Source organism: Streptomyces sp. NPDC014676, assembly GCF_043084105.1.
Lineage (GTDB): Bacteria > Actinomycetota > Actinomycetes > Streptomycetales > Streptomycetaceae > Streptomyces.
In genome coordinates this window covers 106,049-128,556 of the sequence record NZ_JBIBZI010000015.1, presented here as the reverse complement: position 1 = coordinate 128,556, position 22,508 = coordinate 106,049, and the positions used below count along the sequence as shown (strand labels likewise).

The 22,508-nt window shown below is 72.9% G+C and carries 18 protein-coding genes; 9 read left to right on the top strand and 9 right to left on the bottom strand.

Going from position 1 to position 22,508, the window contains the following annotated elements:
• Positions 1-68: 68 nt before the first annotated feature.
• Both ACF1DX_RS32045 and ACF1DX_RS32040 read right to left on the bottom strand, forming a co-directional pair.
• Positions 69-1,433 (bottom strand): phospholipase, encoded by a 1,365-nt coding sequence (locus ACF1DX_RS32045; protein ID WP_391794648.1) that lies wholly within the window; start codon positions 1,431-1,433, stop codon positions 69-71.
• Positions 1,434-1,537: 104 nt separating this feature from the next.
• Complete coding sequence (locus ACF1DX_RS32040) at positions 1,538-2,428, bottom strand: glycoside hydrolase family 19 protein (RefSeq protein ID WP_391794647.1); 891 nt, start codon at positions 2,426-2,428, stop codon at positions 1,538-1,540.
• Positions 2,429-2,756: 328 nt separating this feature from the next.
• On the opposite strand from ACF1DX_RS32040, the gene ACF1DX_RS32035 reads away from it, so the two are divergent.
• Positions 2,757-3,197, top strand: a complete 441-nt coding sequence (locus tag ACF1DX_RS32035) for an SPW repeat protein (protein ID WP_391794646.1) — start codon at positions 2,757-2,759, stop codon at positions 3,195-3,197.
• Positions 3,198-3,534: 337 nt separating this feature from the next.
• Here ACF1DX_RS32035 and ACF1DX_RS32030 read toward each other — a convergent pair whose 3' ends face one another.
• Entirely contained in the window at positions 3,535-4,314 is a 780-nt protein-coding gene (locus ACF1DX_RS32030) for a GNAT family N-acetyltransferase (RefSeq protein WP_391794645.1), read from the bottom strand.
• Between the two features lie 82 nt (positions 4,315-4,396).
• On the opposite strand from ACF1DX_RS32030, the gene ACF1DX_RS32025 reads away from it, so the two are divergent.
• The gene (locus ACF1DX_RS32025) at positions 4,397-4,882 is read left to right on the top strand and encodes a nucleoside deaminase (RefSeq protein ID WP_391794644.1); all 486 of its coding nucleotides are present in this window, start codon (positions 4,397-4,399) and stop codon (positions 4,880-4,882) included.
• 31 nt (positions 4,883-4,913) lie between these two features.
• Here the strand turns inward: ACF1DX_RS32025 and ACF1DX_RS32020 are convergent, their stop codons facing one another.
• Positions 4,914-5,555 (bottom strand): chaplin, encoded by a 642-nt coding sequence (locus ACF1DX_RS32020; RefSeq protein ID WP_391794643.1) that lies wholly within the window; start codon positions 5,553-5,555, stop codon positions 4,914-4,916.
• A gap of 273 nt (positions 5,556-5,828) precedes the next feature.
• Between ACF1DX_RS32020 and ACF1DX_RS32015 the strand changes: the two genes are divergently transcribed.
• The 3 genes from ACF1DX_RS32015 to ACF1DX_RS32005 all read left to right on the top strand — a co-directional run bounded on the left by ACF1DX_RS32015 (position 5,829) and on the right by ACF1DX_RS32005 (position 10,453).
• Complete coding sequence (locus tag ACF1DX_RS32015) at positions 5,829-7,430, top strand: alpha/beta hydrolase (protein WP_391794642.1); 1,602 nt, start codon at positions 5,829-5,831, stop codon at positions 7,428-7,430.
• Positions 7,431-7,662: 232 nt separating this feature from the next.
• The gene (locus ACF1DX_RS32010) at positions 7,663-8,757 is read left to right on the top strand and encodes a chemotaxis protein (protein WP_391794641.1); all 1,095 of its coding nucleotides are present in this window, start codon (positions 7,663-7,665) and stop codon (positions 8,755-8,757) included.
• Positions 8,758-9,052: 295 nt separating this feature from the next.
• Positions 9,053-10,453 carry a PP2C family protein-serine/threonine phosphatase gene (locus ACF1DX_RS32005; protein ID WP_391794640.1) on the top strand — a complete coding sequence of 467 codons (1,401 nt, stop codon included), beginning with the start codon at positions 9,053-9,055 and terminating at the stop codon, positions 10,451-10,453.
• A gap of 24 nt (positions 10,454-10,477) precedes the next feature.
• Here ACF1DX_RS32005 and ACF1DX_RS32000 read toward each other — a convergent pair whose 3' ends face one another.
• Complete coding sequence (locus tag ACF1DX_RS32000) at positions 10,478-11,968, bottom strand: hypothetical protein (RefSeq protein ID WP_391794639.1); 1,491 nt, start codon at positions 11,966-11,968, stop codon at positions 10,478-10,480.
• A gap of 234 nt (positions 11,969-12,202) precedes the next feature.
• On the opposite strand from ACF1DX_RS32000, the gene ACF1DX_RS31995 reads away from it, so the two are divergent.
• Entirely contained in the window at positions 12,203-13,315 is a 1,113-nt protein-coding gene (locus tag ACF1DX_RS31995) for an aminoglycoside phosphotransferase family protein (protein WP_391794638.1), read from the top strand.
• Positions 13,316-13,570: 255 nt separating this feature from the next.
• Complete coding sequence (locus ACF1DX_RS31990; protein ID WP_391794637.1) at positions 13,571-15,481, top strand: N-acetylmuramoyl-L-alanine amidase; 1,911 nt, start codon at positions 13,571-13,573, stop codon at positions 15,479-15,481.
• 55 nt (positions 15,482-15,536) lie between these two features.
• On the opposite strand, the gene ACF1DX_RS31985 is transcribed toward ACF1DX_RS31990, so the two are convergent.
• Complete coding sequence (locus ACF1DX_RS31985) at positions 15,537-16,034, bottom strand: hypothetical protein (RefSeq protein WP_073937336.1); 498 nt, start codon at positions 16,032-16,034, stop codon at positions 15,537-15,539.
• Between the two features lie 414 nt (positions 16,035-16,448).
• On the bottom strand, positions 16,449-16,691 hold the full coding sequence (locus ACF1DX_RS31980) for a DUF397 domain-containing protein (protein ID WP_030862688.1): 243 nt from the start codon (positions 16,689-16,691) through the stop codon (positions 16,449-16,451).
• Positions 16,692-16,920: 229 nt separating this feature from the next.
• On the opposite strand from ACF1DX_RS31980, the gene ACF1DX_RS31975 reads away from it, so the two are divergent.
• Together ACF1DX_RS31975 and paaK are read left to right on the top strand one after the other, a co-directional pair.
• The gene (locus tag ACF1DX_RS31975; RefSeq protein ID WP_391794636.1) at positions 16,921-18,705 is read left to right on the top strand and encodes a sulfatase; all 1,785 of its coding nucleotides are present in this window, start codon (positions 16,921-16,923) and stop codon (positions 18,703-18,705) included.
• A gap of 253 nt (positions 18,706-18,958) precedes the next feature.
• A complete protein-coding gene (gene paaK / locus ACF1DX_RS31970; protein WP_391794635.1) occupies positions 18,959-20,260 on the top strand; it encodes a phenylacetate--CoA ligase PaaK in 1,302 nt (433 codons plus the stop codon).
• Between the two features lie 13 nt (positions 20,261-20,273).
• Here paaK and ACF1DX_RS31965 read toward each other — a convergent pair whose 3' ends face one another.
• Together ACF1DX_RS31965 and ACF1DX_RS31960 are read right to left on the bottom strand one after the other, a co-directional pair.
• Positions 20,274-20,852, bottom strand: coding sequence for a TetR/AcrR family transcriptional regulator (locus ACF1DX_RS31965; protein WP_391794634.1), 579 nt, complete (start codon positions 20,850-20,852; stop codon positions 20,274-20,276).
• Between the two features lie 78 nt (positions 20,853-20,930).
• Entirely contained in the window at positions 20,931-22,499 is a 1,569-nt protein-coding gene (locus ACF1DX_RS31960) for a phytoene desaturase family protein (protein ID WP_391794633.1), read from the bottom strand.
• Positions 22,500-22,508: the final 9 nt, after the last annotated feature.

Sequence of the window (22,508 nt, the reverse complement as noted above, 5' to 3'; positions counted from 1 at the left end):
ACGTAAAACTGCCGAACGCGCCAGTCCCGCTCCGGGACCGGCGGCCCGGAGCGGGAGCGGCGGGGCGGCTACGGGTACGCGTAGGTGTTGAGGGCGGTGACGGCGGCCGCCGGGTCGCCGAGGTCGTAGCGGTCCACGGCGAGGTAGTTGGGCTTCTTGCGGGCGGCCGGCTGACAGAACCTGCGGGCGCGGTCGGCGAGCTTGGAGTTGTCCGTGCCGGCCGTGGAGGTGATCGTGGTGTCCCGGAAGTGGTTCATGACGAACAGGGGGCGGAAGCCGGGTTCGGTGCGGGTCAGCGGGAGGGTGGTGCCCGCGTCGTACCACCGGCTGTAGCAGGACCAGTCGGAGGCGCCGACGCCCGGGCCCATGGACCAGTGGTTCTCGACGGTCCACTCGCGCTGGTACATCACGCCGAAGGTGTCGCGGGTCAGCCCGGCGGCCCGGTCGGCGTCGCGGCTGTGGTCGGTGAGGATCAGCAGCCGGTGCCCCGCGGCGGTCAGCTCCCCCATGGTCGGCCAGCCGTTCTCCCGGACACCGGTGCGGTCGGGCCGGTAGAGCACGTCCGGCAGCCCCTGGACGCGGGCGAGTTCGGCGCGCAGGACGTCCGGGGCGACGTAGTCCTCCAGGAAGACGGTGACGACCTGGTCGGGGTGGGCGCGCAGGAAGTCGACGATCCGCTGGAGGTCCACCCACAGGGCGACGGGCCTGCTGACCAGGGTGCAGCTGTTGTGGCAGAGGATCGCGCCGTCCGGGGTCTGGTGGATGTCCAGCATGAATCCGCGGACACCGTCGGCGAGTTGGCGCTCGATGCCCCGGTTCTGGTTGGGGAAGAGGTCGATGAAGGGCGGGGCGAAGCCGCCGTCGACGCCGTTGGCATAGGCGTTGTGGGCGGTGAGGAAGGTGACCTCGTCCAGGGTGCGCCGGTCCCACGGCGGCAGGGGACGGGTCACCGGGTCGACCGGGGTCAGGTACCAGGTGGCGAGGTCGCCGGTGCCGGTGCCGACGGCGAGCGGGGCGGGATGGACCGCGCCGGAGGGCTTCGGGGCGACGGTGAGGCGGCGGTCGGTGCCGGGGACGGTGAGCGTGAACCGGTCCGCGCCCACGGAGGCGATCTCCCAGTGCGCCTCCGGGCTCGCGCAGGCGACGGTCCGGGCCCGGTCGCCGGTGTGGCCGAGGCAGGTGCCGGGGCTGTCGGTGTTCTCCAGGGTGCCGTCGGCTCTCAGGTTCCACCGCTGACGGTCCTCGTCGCCGCGCGGTCCGTGCTGTTCGACCGCCCCGGAGGCGTCGGCGGCGTTCAGTCCGGTCGTCGCGCTCTGGACGTAGTAGGTGCCGGGCGGCACAGTCGCCGCGGCGGCGGGTGCGGGTGCCACGACCGTCGCGGCCAGCGCGGCGGCCGTGACGGTCGTGGCGAGCAGGGCGTGGGGGGTGCGCATGCGGGCTGCCCTTCGTCCGGGGGCGGCCCGCGCACGTGCGGTGCGCGGGCCGTGATCCGAGCGTCTTAGGTCAGGTGCATGACACCACGCCGAGCGGTCGGACGTCAGCAGTACAGGTTGCCGCCGGGTGACGTTCCGAGGATCTGGGTGAACTGCTGGTACTTGGTCACCCGGCTCTGCACCTGCGCGGGGTTGCGGCCGTCGCACTCCAGGGAGCCGTTGATGCTGCGGATCGTCTGGCCGAAACCGGCCTGGTTGACCATGGCGTTGTGCGGGGTCATGGTGCCCGGCCCCGACTGGGTGTTCCAGTACCACAGGGCCGTCTTCCAGGCCACGGCCGCGTCGTTCTGCACCAGCCAGGGGTTGCCCAGGAGGTCGATGCCGAGCGCGTCGCCCGCCGCCTTGTAGTTGAAGTTCCAGCTCAGCTGGATCGGTCCGCGCCCGTAGTACGCGGCCTGCCCGGCCGGACAGCCGTACGGCTGCCCCCAGTCGCAGTAGTGCGGGTAGTTGGCGGTGTTCTGCTCCACCACGTGCACCAGACCTCCGGTCTCGTGGCTGACGTTGGCCAGGAAGGCGGCGGCCTCCTGCTTCTTCACCGTGTCGCTGCCGGTGTTGGCGAAACCGGGGTAGGCGCTCAGCGCGGCCTTGAGCCCGCTGTAGGTGTAGAAGGGGTTCCGGTTCGGGAACATCTGGTTGAACTGCGCCTCGGACACGACGAAGCTGCCGACGGGCGTTCCGGGGCCGTTGTCACAGGCGTACGGCTCCCAGTACCAGGTGCTGATGACCGGGTCGTACCCCGGATTGGCGTGCTCGGCGATGTACGCCCGGCCGTCGGTGTACCGCACGATGTCACCGGCGTTGTACGACCTCCCGGCCACCCAGTTCGGGTAACTGGAGCACGAGGCGGCGGAGGCGGAGGCGGCGGGGAGCAGCACCGGCGCGCTGCCCGCGAGGACGAGGGCGGCGGTCACGGCGGCGATGCGTCTTCTCGACAAGGGAACAACTCCTTCACGGAACGCGGCCGCTCCCGGACGAGGACATGCCGGAGCGGAGCCTCGCCCGCACATGCCGGCGGGGCCGGTCACGGCAGTGGGGGCGGCCGTGGTGGGGGGCGTGAAAGCACACTCAACCGCTTTGGTCTGTACCAGTCAAGGGTTTAGACCAGTAATCGTGACGCGAACATGACGGTCGGTCGGTACCGGGACGGGACGGCCCGCACGAGCCCTACACATAAAGGGGAAATAAGAGCAGAATGGACTTATGCGGCTTTTACCGCATACCGCACCAGGCGCGGTCAGGTCCGCTAGTCGAAGGAGACGACTCATGGCCAACGTCTCGCACCCGCGCGGTGACATCACGAGCCACCCCGATGCCCCGGAGATGCGGGCACGGTACGACCGTATGCTCGGGGGTCGTGATGTGGCCCTCGTGGACGGACCGGTGTTCCTGCTCGGTCTCTACTGTGCGGTGTCCCCGTGGATACTTCACTACACGACGAGCCAGCCCGCGCTCGTGGCCCACAACCTGATCGTGGGCATCGCGATCGGCCTGCTCGCCCTGGGGTTCACCGCGGCCCCGGCGCGCATGTACGGCCTCAGCGGGGCCATGTGCGCCCTGGGCCTGTGGATGATCATCTCGCCGTGGATCGTCGGCACCGACCCCGATGCCGGCGTCATCTGGAACAACATCATCATCGGCGCCCTCACCCTGATGCTGGGCACGGCCTGCGCCGCCACGGCCCTCAAGAGCGGCCGCCGGTCGTAGGAGGACCGCGAAAGGAGCCGAGCGCCGGCCCGCGTCGACCGCGGACCGGCGTTCTCCCGCCCGGGCGGGACCGCCCCGGCGGCCGGGGACGAAGCCGGCGGAGCGGCCGAGGAGCACCCGGGCGCGGCCCTCCCGGTAGGCGGCGAGACACCGCTCGTCGGGCATCGCGCGCATCCGGCCCGTGCGGCGGTCGTCCGCCAGGGGTCCTCGGTCATCACCGCAGGCACGGGGAGAGGCACGGCTGCCCGTAGCCGCGAGGGCGGGCGACGCCACTTGCCCGCGGCCGCGCACGGCAGAACGCGATCGCCCGAAGCCGCGCCGGTGAGTGCCGGGGCCGCTAACGGCCCGGGTGGACGTACGGTGTGGTCGTCGTCAGTGGGGTGAAGCCGAGGCGTTCCAGGACGGGGCGGCTCAGACCGGAGGCGTCGACCTGGAGACAGCGGTAGCCGAGGTCCGCCGCGATCCGGGCCCGGTGGGCGACCAGCGCCCGGTAGACGCCCCGCCCGCGCCAGTGCCGTACCGTGCCACCGCCCCACAGCCCGGCGAACGACGTACCCGGCACCAGCTCCATGCGCGCCGCGCTCACCGGCTCGTCCCCCGCCAGTGCCACGACGGCGACGACGCTGTCGGGGGCGGCGGTGAGCCGGTCGAGCAGGTACCGGTGGAACCGGGAGGCATCGGTGCCGAACGCCTTCGCGTGCACGTCGGCCATCAGGCCGACACCCGCCCGGTCGGTGACCCGCACGATGCGGACACCCTCGGGCGGCTCGGTGCCGAGGGCGAGACCGGCGGCCTCGGCCACCATGAGCGTCTCGGCCGGCCCGGGGGTGAATCCGGCCGCCACGAGCCGCTGTCCGAGGTCCACCGGCAGGTCGTGCCCGTACAGCTTCCACTCGAACTCGCGGCCGATCCCGGTGAAGTACGCGATCTGCTCCGCGATCGCCGCGTCCGCGTCCGCGTCCCCCAGCGCGGACCGGACGACGCCGTTCCAGCCGTGCGCGGGGCCCACGTGGCGCACCACGGCGCCGACGCGCTCGACCTCCGAACCGGGGCCGTCGGGCCGCGCCCCTTCGCGCATCTCACGGTCGAACAGGGCGAGTACGGCGGCTTCATCCATACGGCAGACCCCACCACGGGGCGGCGCCCGGGGCAACGGGATTACCGTGGCTGTCGTCCGAGCACGGCGAGGAGGCCGGACCATGGTCGTGCGGGACGAGGAACTGCCCTACCTGCGGCGCTGTGGGGAACTGGCGGCCGAGGCGCTGGAGTCCGGGGACGAGCCGTTCGGTTCGGTGCTCGTGCCGGGGGACGGCACCGTGCTCGCCGAGGACCACAACCGCGTGGCCTGCGGCGACCGCACCCGGCACCCCGAGTTCGAGCCGGCGCGCTGGCCGGCGGCGCGCATGAGCCCCGCCGGACGGGCCGCGGCCACGGTCTGCACCTCCGGTGAGCACTGCCCGATGTGCGCCGCCGCCCACGCCTGGGTGGGCCTCGGCCGCATCGTGTACGTCGCCTCCTCCGAGCAGCCGGCGTCCTGGCTCACCGAGCCGGGGGTTCCCGCCCCGCCGGTGCGGACACTGCCCGTCGCCGAGATCGCCCCGGGCGTGACCGTGGCCGGGCCCGTCCCCGGACTGGCGGACGGGGTCAAGGAGTTGCACCGGCGGTTCCACCGCGGACACGGCTGACCCGCGAGGGCCGGTCGTTCCTCCGGACGGTTCAGCCGTACGTCCGCAGGCGGGCGCGGCGGTACAGGGCGACTCCGCCCAGGAAGAGCGCGGCGCCGGTGCCGAGGACCGGGAGCGTCCGGCCGGCGCCCGTGTCGGCGAGGGCGGCGGTGTGCGGCGGGGCCGCGTGCGGCGCCGGGTCGGGGAGGGGGCGCGGCGGCGCGGCAGGCCCGGGTTCGGGTTCGGCCGGGCGGCCGGGCCGTTCGCCGGAGGTGTTCGTGGAGGTGTTTCCGGCCGACGCGTTGCCCGCACCCACCACGTTCACGCTGTTCCCGCCGGCGTTGACCGGAAGATCCACCGGCACCCGCACCCCGTTGCCGGACAGCACGCCCGGCGAGTCCTGCGTCCCGGTCACGGCGGAGGCCCCCGTCGCCGTGCCGCCCCGCCCGCCCGTGTCCTCGTTGACGCAGGTGCTGCCCGCGGCGGGGTTGAGCAGACCCACCACGTTCACCGTGTTCCCGCACACGTTCACCGGGACGTGCACCGGGAGCTGGATGGTGTTCCCGGAGCCCACGCCGGGCGAACCGGCCGCGACGCCCTCCGCCCCGGCATCGGCGTACGCCGGTACCGCACCGGCCATCGCGCCCGACGCCGCGGCGACGGCGATCACGCCGTTTCGGGTGATCCGTCTCATCGGTTCCCTGCCTTCCGGAGATGGTGGCGGACGTTCGCCCGCACCGGACAGAACGCGACTGTGGCATCCGGGTTATGGCTCATCCGTATGCCGCAGCCGGTTCACCCCATCGGGCGTCCCGCCGCTCGAACTCCGGGCAAAGGCCGTCGAACTCCTGGCGGCCGGACACCGGAGCGGGGTACCCGGCGGGCCGCCGCGGGACCGACGGGCGGGAGCCCAGGGGCCCGCTTATGGTGGGCGAGGGCGCCGGTCGGGGCGTCCCTGGAGGCATCGATGCTGGCCAAGCTGTCCAAGCGACCCTCGGTCCGGCGCTGTGCGGTGCGGCCCTCGGTCCGGCGCTGCGCGGCCGCCGGGGCGGTCGGCCTGGCCCTGCTGGGTACGGGGCTGACGGCCACCGGCCGGGCGGATCCCGACCTCGACCGGTTCTACGACCAGAAGATCACGTGGGCGGCCTGCGAGGGCATGGACCTGCCGAAGGACCTGCAGTGCGGGACGGTCACCGTGCCGCTCGACTACGCGAAGCCCGACGAGGGCACCCTCGAACTGGCCCTCGCCCGCTACCGCGCCTCCGGCGACCCGCGGGGCTCGGTGCTGCTGAACTTCGGCGGCCCGGGCGGTTCGGGGGTGATGGGGCTGGCCGGTGGCCGCGAGGACTTCCTGGGCCTGACCGAGGACTACGACGTGGTCTCCTTCGACCCCCGGGGCGTCGGCCGTTCCGCACCGGTCAGCTGCGGTGCCGACGCCACCGGTCAGGCGCTGGAGGCCACCGGCGGCGAGGAGACGGCGGATCCACGCGACACGCTGCGCAAGCTGCGCGAGGTGGCCGCCGAGTGCGCCGAGCACTCGGGCCCGGTCCTCGACCACATCGGCACCGTGGACGTCGCACGCGACCTGGACGTGATGCGTCAGGCGCTCGGCGACGGGAAGCTCAACTACCTGGGGTTCTCGTACGGGACCCGGCTCGGCGCGGTGTACGCCGCCGAGTTCCCCGACAGGGTCGGCCGCATGGCGCTGGACGGCGTGGACACGCTGACCGAGCCGCTGGCCGAGCAGGGGCTGGCCGGTGCCAGGGGGCAGCAGACCGCGCTGGACAACTTCCTCACCTGGTGCACCGAGGAGCTCGCCTGTCCGTTCGGGCAGGACGCGCGCACGGCCCGCACCCAGGTCGTGGAGCTGGTCGACTCGCTCGACGAGAACCCGGTGCCGACCGACTTCGGTGACGAGTTCACCGGTCAGGACCTGGTCGGCGCCATCGGACAGGGCCTCTACACCAAGGAGACGTGGCCGCTGCTGCAGCGGGCGCTCGCCCAGCTCGTGGAGGACGGGGACACCCGCGGGGTGGAGGCCCTCGCGACCGGGGGGCTGGCGCCGCCCGTGCCCCCGCGGGCCGACCACCCCCTCGTCGACGAGGAGGACGTGCCCCTGGACAACCTGCCGGCGGCGCTGATGGCGGTGAACTGCGCGGACGACCCCGACCGTCCGGACGCCGAACGGCTGACCCGGGACCTGGCCCGGCTGCGTGACGCCTACGAGGAGGCCTCGCCGGTCTTCGGGCGGTACCGGCTCGCCCAGGTGGTGCTGTGCTACGGCCGCCCCAAGGGGACCGACTACATCCGTGAGCGGGTCAAGGACCTCGACACGCCGAAGATGCTGCTGGTCGGCACCCGGGGCGACCCGGCCACGCCGTACCGCTGGACGGTGGAGACGGCCGAGCGGCTCGGTCCCTCCGCCGTGGTGCTGGACAACCGGGCCGAGGGGCACACCGGCTACGGGTCGTCCGAGTGCGTCCACCGCAAGATCGACGACTTCCTGCTCTACGGCTCCCTGCCGCGCAGCGGCAGTTCCTGCGGATCCGAGGACGACGGCCGCCTCTGAGCGGCTGCCCGGCCCCTGAGACGCACAGGCCGCTTTGCTCCGAATGCCCCGTCGGTGAATTCGCCCTATGGTGCTGTCGTGACTCCGCTCCCCCCGTCCGAGGGGGGCTTCCAACCCGAGGGTTGCGGTCCAGCCCGAACCGATCCCTTATCGGGACGAAAGGAAATCACCACAGCCCAGGGAAGCAATTCCCCCACCGGCCGAAGCCGGTGGGCCCCGCGCTAGGAGACTGATGGAGCACGATCTGAGTCCCGCGACCCTTGCCGAGCTTCGTCGCCCGCGCCCCTACCCCGCGGTGTCCGTGCTGACGCCGACGCACCGGCGCGAGCCCCTCAACACCCAGGACGCCGTCCGGCTGCGCAACGCGGTGGCCGAGGCCAAGAAGAAGCTGGAGGCCGATCCCGCGGTCACCCGGGACCGGCGCGCCGATGTGGCCCTGCAGCTCGACCGGGCCCTGAGCGAGGTCGATCTGTCGCACTCGGAGGACGGCCTGGCCATCTTCGCCGCCCCGGGCGAGCACCAGGTGTGGTCGCTCGCCCGCGCCGTGCCCGAGCGCATCGTCCTCTCGGACACCTTCCTGACCCGCAACCTCGTCTCCGCCCACACGGCGCAGCGGCCGTTCTGGGTGCTGTCCGTCTCCGCCGACCGGTGCACCCTGTGGAGCGGCGGCGTGGACCGGGTCGTCGAGGAACGCGCCGGCGGCTTCCCGCTGATCCGGGAGCAGCGGAACTTCGACCCCGAGCGGCAGGAGTGGATCGGCGACCAGCCGAGCGCCTTCCGGAGCGAGGACACCCGCCGGTTCCTGCGCGACGCGGACACCGCGCTGGGGAAGCTGCTGCGCCACCACCCGCGGCCGCTGTACGTCACCGGCGAACCCGCCGCCCTGTCCCTGCTGGGCGAGGCCGGCAGCGTGGCCGGGGACGCCGTGCACGTTCCGCACGGCGGGCTGGCGCACGGCACGCCCGAGGCGGTGTGGCAGGCCGTACGGCCGGTGCTGGAGGCCGAGGCCCGCAGGAGCACCGAGGACGTGGCCCGGTCGCTGGAGTCGGCCCGGGGGCGCAAGGAGTTCGCGGCCGGCGTCGACGAGCTGTGGCAGAGCGCCCGGGAGGGCCGGATCCGGCTGCTGGCCGTGGAGGAGAACTACCGGATCACGGTGCGCGACGCCGGCGAGCATCTGATCGTCGCCGAGGACGGTGACCTGGACGCCCGCGCGGACATCGTGGACGAGATCGTGGAGCAGTGCCTGGAGACCGGCGCCGAGGTCCGCTTCGTCCCGGACGGCACGCTCGGGGACGCGGACGGGATGGCGGCGGTGCTGCGCTACTGAGGACGGGGCGACCCACCGGTCACCCGCACGCGAACACATGTCCGTCGAACGTGCGAATGAGTGGTGACGGTTGACCGACGGGTCGTCATATCACTTGCGTATCATGGGAGTTGAGACGCCCACAGCACCTCTGACGTATTCCTGCGGGTAACCCGGCGAAGACGGTGGCATATGCCTTGGGCACCGCCTTATCGTGTGTTGCCGAATCCCTTACGGGCCGTCGCGGGCTGTGCCACAGTCGTAACGGTCCCTCCCTCCGCCCGAAGGCCGTACCGTTCCCGCATCGGAGTGCGTCATGCCGTCCCACCTCTCCGCGGACCGTCCAGCCGCCCCGCCGCCAGGACGCGGTCCGGTCGACGCGCTCATCTCGCAGACCCGGCGGCTCAAGGGCGAGGTGGACGCGGTGCGCCGTGACACCCCGACCGACACGGCGGACCCGCGGGAGCGCTGGCGGCGCGCGCTGTACGACCTGGCGCTGCACCAGCTCGACGACCTGGACGGGCACCTGGCGCAACTGCGGGACGACCCGCTCCCCGTGCCGGGTCCGGCCCCGGCACCGGACGACGCCCTGCTCAGCCGGGTCGGCAGCGCGGAGTGGGACCTGCTCACGGACGAGGTGCGCTGGTCCGGTGAGCTGTACCGGATCCTGGGCCGCGACCCGGCCACCGGGCCGCTCACCCTCGACGAACTGCCCTCGCTGGTGTTCGAGGAAGACCGACCCGCACTGACCGCGATGGTCACGGACTGTCTGGTCGACGCCCGGCCCATCGACGGGGAGTTCCGCGTCGTACGCCCGGACGACGGCGTACGGACCGTGCACATGATGGGCGAACCGGTACTCGGTGCCGACGGCAGCACCGCCTCGATGTGGGCGGTGCTGCGCGACGTCAGCGAACTGCGCCGCTGCCGAAGGGCGGTGAGCGAGACCCGTGACTCGCTGCGCCACCAGCGGCACGCCGCCGCGCGGACCGAGCACCGGCTCGCGGTCGAGCTGCAGGAGGCCGTGCTGCCGACGTGGCACGGTCCCCTGCGGCTCCCGCAGGCCGGCCCGGGGACCCTCGACCTCGCCGCGGCCCACCTGCCGCCGTCGGCGCACGCGCGGATCGGCGGCGACTGGTACGACGCCCTGGAGCTGCCCGACGGCACGACGGTGCTCGGTGCCGGCGAGCTGACCGGGCACGGCATCGGCGCCGCATCGGGCATGGCGATGCTGCTCGGCGCCGTGCGCGGCATGGCGATGACCGGCACCGCGCCGGGACCGCTGCTGGCCTGCCTGAACCGGTTACTGGACACCACCGCGCAGCCGGCCCTGGGCAGCGCCGTCTGTCTGCGCTACCGGCCCGAGACCCGCTCACTGCTGTGGGCGCAGGCCGGGCACCCCGCCCCGCTGCTGTTCCGCGGCGGGACGGGGCGGGCGCTGGACGCCCCGGACGGCGTGCTGCTCGGCGCCACCCCGGGCGCCTCCTACGGACAGGCCGAGGTGACCCTCGAAGCCGGCGACGTCCTGCTGCTGCACACCGACGGACCGGTGCCCGGGCACACCGGAGCCACCGCCGTGCACCGTCTGCTCGCACTGGCCCCGCGCTTCGCCGCCGCCCGCACCGCACAGGACTGCGTCCGGGCGGTCGTGGAGGAGTGCGGCGAGCGGGAGCGCGACGACACCGCCTGTGTGCTCGTCGCCCGGGTCGCCCCGTAGCCGATCCGCGCCGGGCCGCCCCCGTCACACCTGGGCGCTGCCGCCCTTGCCCCTGGGCCTGGGCAGCACCTGTTCGATCTCCTCCCTGAGTTCCTGGATCCTCGGGTACGAGGCGTACTCGGCGGTGAGCCGGTACATCTGGCGCAGCCGGTCCCAGGTGCGGCGCGAGGAGTTCTGCCCCATCGACACCAGGGCGAGGCGCGCGAACCGGTCCGCCTGTTCGGGGTCGTCGGCGATGAAGCACGCGGAGGCCATGGACAGGAAGTCGAAGATCTTCGACCGCTGCTGCGCGTCGACCCGCAGCGCCAGTGCCTTGTCCGCGTAGTGCTGGGCGTGCGCGGCGGCGTCCGGCTCGAACTCCGCGAGCGTCCGGTACGCCAGGGCCTGCATGCCGTACAGGTCCGCCTCGTTGAACAGTTGCATCCAGTTCGGCGGGGGCACGTCCCCCTTGTCGGAGACGAACAGGTCCTCCGCCTGTCCCAGGGTGCGGCGCATCGCCTGGCCCTTGCCCATGGACGCCTGCGCCCACGCCTCGATGGTGTGGAACATGGCGCGGGTGCGCGGCAGGACCTCCTGGCCCGAGCCGGACTGGGCGAGCTTCATCAGGTCCATCGCCTCGTCGGGCCGGCCCAGGTGCACCATCTGCCGGGCCGCCCGGGACAGGGCCTCGCCGGCGCGCGGCCGGTCACCGCCCTCCCGGGCCGCGTGGGCGGCGATCACGAAGTACTTCTGGGCCGTGGGTTCCATGCCGACGTCGTGCGACATCCAGCCCGCGAGGACGGCGAGGTTGGCGGCGACGCCCCACAGGCGCCGCTGGAGATGGGGTGGGTGGTGGTAGGCGAGCATCCCGCCCACCTCGTTGAGCTGGCCGACCACCGCCTTGCGCTGGAGACCGCCGCCGCGGGCGGCGTCCCAGGCGCGGAACACCTCCACGGAGCGCTCCAGTTCCTCGATCTCCTGCGAGCCGATCGGGGCGGCCTCGTACCGGTCGAACCCGGCGGGGTCGGCGCGCAGGGGGTCGTCGAGTCGGGGAGCGTCGGCGGTCAGGGCCGGATCGGTGTGCAGCCAGTCGTGCATGGCGCTGCTGAGTGCGGAGCCCGCGGTGAGCGCGGCACCCGCGCCCACCAAGCCGCGTCGGTTGAGCATGAGGTCCATTCCCGTGAATTCGGTGAGGACCTCGGCTGTCCGCTCGGGCGCCCACGGCACTCCGTCGGGATGTTCCGCACTCCCGGGGCGTGGCCGTTTCCCCGTACGCCCGTGCCGGACCAGACCGAGATCCTCGATGGTCACGACACGGCCGAGACGCTCGGTGAACAGGGCCGCCAGCACCCGCGGTACGGGATCGCGCGGGATCTCTCCCATGTCGATCCACCGCCGCACCCGGGAGGTGTCGGTCGCCAGCTGGGGGTGGCCCATGGCCGCCGCCTGCCGGTTGACCAGCCTCGCGAGTTCGCCCTTGGACCAGCCGGCCAGGCCGAACAGGTCCGAGAGCCGGGTGTTGGGTTGTCCGCTCACGTCAAGCCCCCAGGTTCTCGGCTGAGTTGACAGTAGCCCGGTGCGGGTTGCCGGGCGACTATTCGCCAGGGTTCGCCAGGGTGCGCCAGATGGTGTGCCAGGGGCCATCGGGTGTCGAGTAGGAACGCGCCACCACGACCCCGTCGCACAGGGGCATTCCCCCAGGGTGCGCCCGGGCGGCCGGGCCGGGTGGTGCACTGACGTCGCAGGCACACGAAGGGATCTGTATCACCCATGTACGCAGCATCGTCCTCCGTGTCCGCCCCGCCCCGGCCGCTGCGCCCCCGTCCGTCGGACAGCGGCCCCTACCTCGCCCCCGCGCGCCCGGCGAACCCCGTCCTCGGCGCCGGCAACGTACGGCGCACCGCGGGACCGGGCACCCAGCCGCTCAGCGGGAGGCTCGACCTGTCCGGCCCGCAGGGCGCCCAGTTGCGCACGGCGATCGCGTCGGTGCACCGCATCTGCCCGGAGTTCGCGCCGGTCCAGGTGCTGCGCCGCACCGGCCGGTCCGTGCTGCTGGTCGGCACCACCGGCCGGAGCACCGCGGTCGCCAAGTGCTTAGTGGACCACTCCCCCGCGTGGAGTGAGCGGATCCGCCACGAAATAGCGGCATACCGCTCGTTCGTCCGGCACCGTCCGCCTGTGCGGGCGCCCCGGCTGATCGCGGCGGATCCGGACAACGGCACGCTGGTGATCGAGCGGCTGCCCGGCAGGGTCGCGGCGCTCCAGCGGCACCCGGCCGAGGCACCCCCGCGGGCGGACATCAGGGCGGCACTCGGCGCGGTCTGCCGGCTGAACTCCTGGCGGCCGCCGGCCGGGACGTTCGACGCGCCGCTGGACTACGCGGCCCGTATCTCCCGGTACCACGAACTGGGGCTGCTCACCGACCGGGACCTGGGCGACCTGCAGAAGCTGCTGCACGGCATCGCGCTGGCCACCGGACGGCAGGGCATGGGCCAGTTCTGCCACGGCGACGCCCTGCTCTCCAACATCCTGATCTCACCGGCCGGTCCGGTGCTGGTGGACTGGGAGCACGCGGGCTGGTACCTGCCGGGGTACGACCTGGCGACGCTGTGGTCGGTCCTCGGGGACGCTCCGGCCGCCCGGCGTCAGATCAGCCAGATCGCCCAGTCGGCGGGGCCGGCCTCACGGGACGCCTTCCTGGTGAACCTGATGCTCGTACTGACCCGGGAGATCCGCACGTACGAGACGGCCGTCCAGCGCTCGATGCAGGACACGTCGCCCACGGCCCCGTCCGGCGAGGAACACCGCCTCCTCCTCCGCCGCCTCCACGACGACTGCCAGATGGCCCGCCGAGCGGTACGAGCGGCAGTGGGCACCCGCTGATCCGTGCCCGCCCCGGCCGCGGGCAGTCGTGCCGCAGCCGCGGAGGTGGTGGCGGGCCGGTCCCCGCCCCGCCACCACTGGCGTACACCACTGACGCCCCGCAGGCCCGGCACCCGCCGCCACGAAAACCCCGCGCACCCCGATTGACAAGGGATTTCACGACCTCCTGGGCATGATTGACGGATTATCAGTCGACCGGTACGACTGTCGCACCGCTCGGCTCACGTCGCACGCCCCACCGCCCCAGGAGGCCGCATGAGACAACCCGTCCGCATCCTCGCCGCAGCCGCCCTCACCCTCCCCCTGCTCGGCGCCGCCCCCTCCACCACCCCACCGGGCACCGCCCGCCTCCAGCAGGCATTCGCCACCGCGGCCGCCGAGTACGACGTACCGCAGAGCGTGCTGCTGGGCGTCTCCTACCTCCAGTCCCGCTGGGACGCCCACGCCGGCGCCCCGAGCGTGACCGGCGGCTACGGCCCCATGCACCTCACGGACGCCCGCACCGCGCTCGCCGCCTCCGACCACCACGCCTCGGGCGCGGAGGACCCGCGCGGCGACGAGGCCCGCCCGGCGAAGCGTCCCGAGACGCGAGCGGTACGCACCGAAGAGCTGCCCGCCCGGCTCACCACCCTGCCGAGAGCCGCCCGCCTGACCGGCCTCAGCCCCGAACGCCTGCGCGAGGACCCGGCCGCGAACGTGGCGGGCGGCGCCGCCCTGCTGGCCGAGGCCCAGCGCCGGCTGGGCGAGCCCGGGAGCGACGACCCCGCCGACTGGTACGCGGCGGTCGCCCTCTTCTCCGGCGCCGACGACACCGCGTCGGCGGTGGCGTACGCGAACGACGTGTACGAGGTGATCCGCGCCGGCGAGGAACGCGTCACCGACGCCGGACAGCGGGTCGCCCTGACCGCCCGCCCGGACCTCGCACCCGACACCGCGGCGCTGGAGCGCGCCGGACTGCGCACCGCCTCCGCCGCCGGCACGGAGTGCCCGAGGACGGTGTCCTGCGAGTGGATCCCGGCACCGTACGAGGAGTTCGGCGACGGCGACTACGGCAACCACGACCTGGGGAACCGGCCCGCCTCGCAGCGCATCCGGTACATCGTCGTGCATGACACGGAGGGCGCCTGGGAGGGCGTCCTCGACATGGTGCAGGACCCCACCTATGTGTCCTGGCAATACAGTCTGCGCTCCACGGACGGTCACATCGCCCAGCATGTGAAGGCGAAGGACGTGGCCTGGCACGCGGGCAACTGGTACGTCAACGCGGGGTCGATCGGACTGGAGCACGAGGGTTTCCTGACGGATCCCGACACCTGGTACACCGAAGCGATGTACCGGTCCTCGGCCCGGCTGGTGAAGTACCTCGCCGAGAAGTACGACATCCCGCTGGACCGGCAGCACATCCTCGGCCACGACACGGTGCCGGGGACGACCCCCGCCACCATCCCCGGCATGCACACCGACCCCGGACCGTACTGGGACTGGCGGCACTACTTCGAACTGCTGGGCAAGCCCCTGAAGGCCACGGCCGGCCGGCACGCGGGCATCGTCACGATCCGGCCCGGCTACTCCGCCAACCGGCCGGTCTTCACGGGCTGCGCGACCGCGGGCGAGCCGTGCGCCGGCCACGGGTCGAGCGCGGTGCGGCTGTACTCCGACCACGACGAGGACTCCCCGCTGATCAGGGACATCGGCCTCGGCTCCGCCCCGACCACCGGGGTGAACGACCTGTCCTCGCGGGTCTCCACCGGCCAGCAGTACGCGGTCGCCGACCGCTGGGGCGACTGGACCGCCATCTGGTACCTCGGCCGGAAGGCCTGGTTCGAGAACCCGGCGAAGCAGCCGACCGCGGTGCCCGCGAAGGGCAAGGTCGTCACCCCGAGGAAGGGCCTCGACTCGGTGCCGGTGTACGGGAGGGCGTACCCGGAGAAGGAGGCCTATCCCGAGGGCGTGCCGGCCCAGGCGGTGTCGCCGCTGCCGTACACGGTGCTCAAGGGCCAGAAGTACGTCACCGGGGGCAAGGTGCCGAGCGAGTACTACTACGCGGTGACCTTCGACGAGGCGTCCCACCAGGTGGTGCGGGGCAAGGACCTGTACTACGAGATCCAGTTCGGCCACCGGGTCGGGTTCGTCCGGGCGGCGGACGTGACGGTGACGTCGTCGTAGCGGCGCGGAGGACGGAGCGGGAGGGCCGGGTTCCCGCGGAACCCGGCCCCTTGTGTCAGCCCTGCTGGAACAGTTCCGCGGGAAGCGGCTTGAGGAGGGCGTACAGGTCGTCGGTGATGGGGCGGTCCCAGGCGGCGATGGTCACCAGGACGTTGTCGCTGCGGTCGAACTGCACGCAGGAGATCCGGCTCTCGGAGAGCTTGACCCGGCGCACGATCAGCAGGTTGTCGCCCTGCATCACCGGCACGTCCTCGGTGCCGACGACGGTGATCTCCTCGTCGTTCTCCAGCGCCAGCAGCAGTTGCCCGACCTCGAAGGGGACCTCGCCCTCCGGGACGTCCCGGGCCGGGGAGCCCTCGGGCAGATTACCGATGATCATCGCGGGGCCGCGGCCGCCGAACAGGTCGTAACGCAGGAAGACGCCCTGGCAGCTTCCGTCGGGGGCGGGCAGCAGGCCGGCGCCCAGATTGCCGGGCCAGTCGCCCGGGTCCATGGCCAGGACGTCGAATTCGGGCCCGGCGGGCGTGGCGCTGCGGCGGCGGAGGAACGACATGCCGCCATGGTACGTGCCCGGACCCGCGTATGGACGGTCGGGCGACGCCCTCCTCCGCTGCCCGGACCGCCGGTGCCGCCCGTGCCGGCGGGCCCGGTCGAGGACCGGGTCCGCGTCGGGGCCGGGCGCCCCGGCCGCCAGGACCTCGGGCCGTGCTCTGTGCCCGGGGGGCATACGGGCGCACGTGCACGATCCGCGGCGGGGCCTCGCGCCGGCGTGCGGCGCCGAGGGCCCGCTCCAGGGCGCGCGGGCTGTCGTCCGAACCGCCGGCCGGCCGGGTGCTCCCGGTTCCTCGCCCCCGGGACACGGCCTTCGGTCCCGTCCCCGGTCGGCCCGACTCGGGCAAGGACCGGGAACGGCACTTCACACCGCGTGTCCGGAAAACGCGCGGAACACCCTCCGCGGCGGCGCCGCTCACGTCAGGTCGAACTCCCCCTCCCGCGCTCCCGACACGAACGCGCCCCACTCGGCGGGGGTGAAGATCAGGGAGGGGCTCTCCGGGCTGCCGCTGTTGCGCATGGCGATGAAGCCCTCCACGAAGGCGATCTGGACATCGCCCAGGCCACGGCTGCTGGACTGCCACTGCGCGTTGCTGAGGTCCAGCTCCGGCTTGTCCCAGCCTGTGAGCGGGCGCTGCTGGGTGGTGCTCTCGGCCACGTCCGTGCTCCTCCCGATTACCGTCGTCCGCGGGCCAGCCTAGCGACCGGCTCCTGCCCCCGACAGGCCGCGAGGAGCACCTTTCCGCGAGGACGCCGGGGCGGGCGGGGCAAGCCGGTCCGGCGCGCTTTGAACCCACGGCGACGTGCCGACGTACTGGTGGGGGCAGGCCCGTTCACCGGGTCCTGTCCGCCATGCCATCGCAGGACCGCACGGAAGGACCCTCCGGGTGTCGCTCTTCATTCGCCCCCGCCGGCTGCCGGACACCACCGAGGGCGAGGCGGACCGGGGAGGCGACCCGGCCGCGCCCGGGAAGGCGGCCGGGAGCACACCGCCGGTGGTCACGCCGCCGGGCTGGTTCGGCTGGCGGCACCGGTGGCCGCGCACGGCGCGCGGCGTCACCGTGGGGACGACCGTTCTCGCCGGGGCGCTGGTGCTCTTCGCGTTCCTCATGCCGAACCAGGTGGAACGCCTCGACGTCCGGGCGTTCGTCCGGCTGCCCGCCGAGGGCATCCTGCTCGTCGCGCTGCTGCTCGCGCTGCCGTCGAGGTGGCGGCGGACCGCGGCGGTGGTCTCGGGCGTCCTGCTCGGTCTGCTGACCGTCCTGAAGTTCGTGGACATGGGCTTCCACCAGGTGCTGGCCCGGCCCTTCGACCTGGTGCTCGACTGGATCCTGCTGGACGACGCGACGGACTTCGTCCGGGAGTCGTTCGGCCGGGGCGGGCAGGTACTCGCCGTGGCCGGGGTGATCGTGCTGTTCGTGGCCCTGCCGGCGCTGATGACGCTGGCGACGGTGCGGCTGACCGGTCTGACGGCCCGCCACCGTCCCGTCGCCGTCCGCACGACGCTGGTCCTGGGCGTCGTGTGGATCACCTGCGTCACACTGGGCGTGCGGGTCGCCGGTGTGCCGGTCGCCACCAAGGGCACCGCGGAGATGCTGGGCAACCGGGTGGAGCAGGTGCGGGCGGGGCTGCGCGACGCGCGGGTCTTCGAGAAGGAGGCCGCGGTCGACGCCTTCGCGAAGACGCCGCCCGACCGGTTGCTCACCGGGCTGCGCGGCAAGGACGTGCTGTTCACCTTCATCGAGAGCTACGGCCGGGTCGCGATCGACGACCCGGCGATGGCGGGACCGGTCGACGCGGCGCTGGAGGACGGCACCCGCAGGCTCGAGGACGCGGGTTTCGCCTCCCGGAGCGGCTGGCTGAAGTCCCCGGTGACCGGCGCCGGAAGCTGGCTCGCGCACTCCACCTTCCTGTCCGGCCTGTGGATCAAGAACCAGCAGCGCTACCGCAGCCTGACCACCAGCGACCGCATGACCCTCACCAAGTACTTCCGCAAGGCCGGCGGCTGGCGGACCGTCGGCATCGTGCCCGGGGTGCGGCGGGCCTGGCCGGAGGGCGAGTTCTTCGGCCTGGACCACATCTACGACTCCGAGCGCCTCGGCTACCACGGCCCGTACTTCAGCTGGACCCCCGTGCCCGACCAGTTCAGCCTGGAGGCCTTCGAGCGGCTGGAGCACGGCAGGAAGGACCGCGAGCCGATCATGGCGGAGATCATCCTCGCCTCCAGCCACAACCCCTGGTCCCCCATCGCACACATGATCGACTGGGACGATCTCGGCGACGGCTCGGTGTTCCACCGGATCAAGAAGGAGGGCACGGACCCGAAGGAGGTCTGGAAGGACCCGGAGAAGGTGCGCACCGAGTACCGGCGGGCCATCGAGTACTCGCTGAGCAGCATCACCGAGTGGGTCGAGCGGTACGGCGACGAGAACACGGTCCTGGTCTTCCTCGGCGACCACCAGCCGGTGCCCACCGTCACCGCCGGGAGCACCAGCAGGGACGTGCCGGTCACGATCGTCGCCAAGGATCCGAAGGTGCTGGACCGGGTGGACGGCTGGGGGTGGACCGACGGCCTGAAGCCCGCGCCGGACGCGCCGCGCTGGGGCATGGACCAGTTCCGCGACCGCTTCATGACGGCCTACGGACCGCGGGGCGAGGCGGTGCGCCCGTAGGAGGCTTCGCCCCCGCCGCCCCTTCCCTCCCCCACTCTCGGCTTCGCTCGAGCGGGAGGTACCCCCACCGGACCCGGGGTCCGCCCCGGACCCCGTTCCTCGGACACCGAAGGGGCCGGCTTCCGGCGGCAGGGGCGAGAAAAGCGCAGGCGGACTCTTGCCCCCGGGCCGGTGGCCTGACTTACTGATCCCGGAAGGATCGACCGAATGATCGGTCGCCTGAACGAGTACGACAGGTGGGAGGACGGTCCCGATGACGGAGGCGGCGGACCTGCTGGACCCGGCGGAACGGCTCGACCCCGAAGGGCTGCGCGCGCTCCAACTGGAACGGCTGCGGCGTTCCCTGCGGCACGCGTACGACAACGTGCCGTTCTACCGGGAGTCCTTCGACAAGGCGGGCGTCCACCCGGACGACTGCCGCTCGCTGTCCGACCTGTCCCGTTTCCCGTTCACCACCAAGGCGGACCTGCGGGAGAACTACCCGTACGGCATGTTCGCGGTCCCCCGCGACCGCATCCGCCGTCTGCACGCCTCCAGCGGCACCACCGGACGCCCCACGGTCGTCGGCTACACCGAAGGTGACCTTTCCCTGTGGGCCGACATGGTGGCCCGGTCCATCCGCGCGGCGGGCGGCCGGCCCGGGGAAACGGCACATGTGGCCTACGGCTATGGTCTGTTCACCGGTGGTCTGGGCGCCCACTACGGTGCCGAACGGCTCGGCTGCACGGTGATCCCCGCGTCCGGCGGGATGACGTCCCGTCAGGTGACGCTGATCCAGGATCTGAAGCCCGAGATCATCATGGTGACCCCGTCCTACGTGCTCACCCTGCTCGACGAGTTCGAGCGGCAGGGCGTCGATCCGCGCTCCACCTCGCTGCGGGTGGGGATCTTCGGCGCCGAGCCGTGGACGGAGCGGATGCGGCAGGAGATCGAGGAGCGGTTCGCGATCGACGCGGTCGACATATACGGGCTGTCGGAGGTGATCGGACCGGGCGTCGCGCAGGAGTGCGTGGAGACCAAGGACGGCCTGCACATCTGGGAGGACCACTTCTATCCGGAGGTCGTCGACCCCTTCACCGGTGAGGTCCTCCCGGAGGGCGAGCGGGGCGAGCTGGTCTTCACCTCGCTCACCAAGGAGGCGATGCCGGTCGTCCGGTACCGGACGCGGGACCTGACCCGTCTGCTGCCGGGGACCGCCCGGGTGTTCCGGCGGATGGAGAAGGTGACCGGCCGCAGTGACGACATGGTGATCCTGCGCGGGGTGAACCTCTTCCCCACGCAGATCGAGGAGATCGTGCTGCGCACTCCGGGCGTGGCACCGCACTTCCAGCTCCGTCTCACCACCGAGGGCCGGATGGACGCCCTCATCGTCCGCGCGGAGGCCCGTCCCGGCGCGGACGCCACGACGCGGGACGTGGCCGCCCGGGCGATCGCGGCGGCCGTGAAGGACGGGGTCGGTGTTTCGGTGGACGTGGAGATCGTCGACCCGGAGACGCTGGAGCGCTCGGTGGGCAAGATCCGGCGGATCGTGGACCTGCGCGAGAAGCGGGACTGACCGCCCGTTCCGGCTACCCGGCGGCCACGATCCGCTCGACCGCGGCCGTCACCAGCCGTTCGCGTTCGTCCGGGGCGAAGACGTCCGGCAGGGTGAGCTGTTCGACGATCAGCCAGTTCAGCGCCAGGTACAGCAGTTTGACGGCCATGGCGTCGCCGGGCAGGCCCGACTCCTCGTGGTAGCGGACGTTGGCCTCGACGTCGGCACGGACCCGTTCGGTGAGCACCTCGCGGAGTTCCGGGCGGCGGGTGGCCTCCAGCCGGAGTTCGAGCAGGGCGAGGTAGCCGGTGCGGAAGGCGGCGATACGGCCGACCAGTTCCCGCATCAGCCCCGCGTAGGTCTCCCGGTCACGCCCGGCGGCCCGCTGCCGGGCGATGAGCTCCTCGTCGGGCTGGAGCCGCTCGTAGACCCGGGCGCCGGCCTGGGTGAGCAGGTCGTCGCGCGAGGCGAAGTAGTTCGACGCGGTGCCGACGGGTACGGCGGCCTCGGTGTCCACCGCCCGGAACGTCAGCCCCCGGGCGCCCTCGCGGGCCAGCACCTCGATCGCGGCGTCCACCAGCGCGGCCCGCCGCTGCTCGTTCCTTCTGACCACTGCCCTCACTCCGCCCGCGGCATCCGCCATCACACCACTTCAGGCAGAGTACTACGCCCGGAGTTGTCCGTCGGCGTGTCATGCCTCCCCGGCCTCCAGCACCGCCATGGCCGCGTTGTGTCCCGGTACACCGCTCACCCCGCCGCCGCGCACCGCGCCCGCGCCGCACAGGAGGACGCCTGCGTGCCGGGTCTCCACACCCCAGCGGCCGGTGCCCTCCTGCGTGTGGGGCCAGGACAGCTCGCGGTGGAAGATGTTGCCGCCGGGCAGTCCGAGGTCGCGTTCCAGGTCCAGCGGGGACCGGGCCTCCAGGCACGGGCGGCCGTCGGCGTCGGTGGCCAGGCAGTCCGCGAGGGGCTCGGCGAGATGGGCGTCGAGCTGGGCGAGCGTCGATTTCAGCAGTTCCTCGCGCACGGCGTCGTTGTCCCGCTCGAACAGCCGGGCGGGGGTGTGCAGTCCGAACAGGGTGAGGGTCTGGTAGCCCCGGGCGGCCAGGTCCGGGCCGAGGATCGTGGGGTCGGTGAGCGAGTGGCAGTAGATCTCGGAGGGCGGGACGGCGGGCAGTTCGCCGGCGGCGGCCTGGGCGTGGGCGGCGGCCAGTTGCCCGTATCCCTCGGCGATGTGGAAGGTGCCGGCGAACGCCTCGCGCGGGTCGACGGAGGTGTCGCGCAGCCTCGGCAGTCGCTCGAGGAGCATGTTCACCTTGAGCTGGGCGCCCTCGGCGGGCGGCGGGGGCGTGTCGCCGGTGAGCCTCGCGAGTTCCCGCGGGGAGGCGTTCACCAGGACGTGCCGCGCGGCGGCGACGCCCTCGCCGTCGGCGGTGCGGTGGGTGACCTCGGCCGTGCGGCCGTCGGTGTCGACGCGTACCACCTCATGGCCGGTGGCGATGACCGCGCCGGCGGCACGGGCGGCGTCGGCCAGGGCGTCGGTGAGGGCGCCCATGCCGCCGACGGGGACGTCCCAGGCACCGGTGCCGCCGCCGATGACGTGGTAGAGGAAGCAGCGGTTCTGCTTCAGCGAGGGGTCGTGGGCGTCGGCGAAGGTGCCGATGAGAGCGTCGGTGAGGACGACGCCGCGCACCAGGTCGTCGGCGAAGCGCTCCTCGACGGCGACGCCGAGGGGTTCCTCGAAGAGGGTCCGCCAGGCCTCCTCGTCGCCGACGGCGCGGCGCAGTTCGTCGCGGGTGGGCAGCGGCTCGGTGAGGGTCGGGAAGACACCGCGGGCGACGCGGCCGGTCATCTCGTAGAAGCGCCGCCAGGCCCGGTACTCGCCCCCGGAGCCGGTGAGCCGGGCGAACGCCTCGCGGGTGCGCCGCTCGCCGCCGCCGACGAGCAGTCCGGTGGGCCGTCCGTCGCGTTCGACGGGGGTGTACGAGGAGATGGTGCGGGTGCTCAGCCGGAAGTCGAGCCCCAGGTCCCGGACGATCTTCCGGGGCAACAGGCTGACCAGGTACGAGTACCGGGACAGGCGTGCGTCGACGCCGGCGAACGGGCGGGTGGACACCGCCGCCCCGCCGGTGTGGTCCAGCCGCTCCAGCACCAGCACGGAGCGCCCGGCCCGGGCGAGGTAGGCGGCGGCGACGAGGCCGTTGTGGCCTCCGCCGACGATGACGGCGTCGTAGGTCCGGGTCGCCTCGGGTGCGGTCATGGTTCTTCG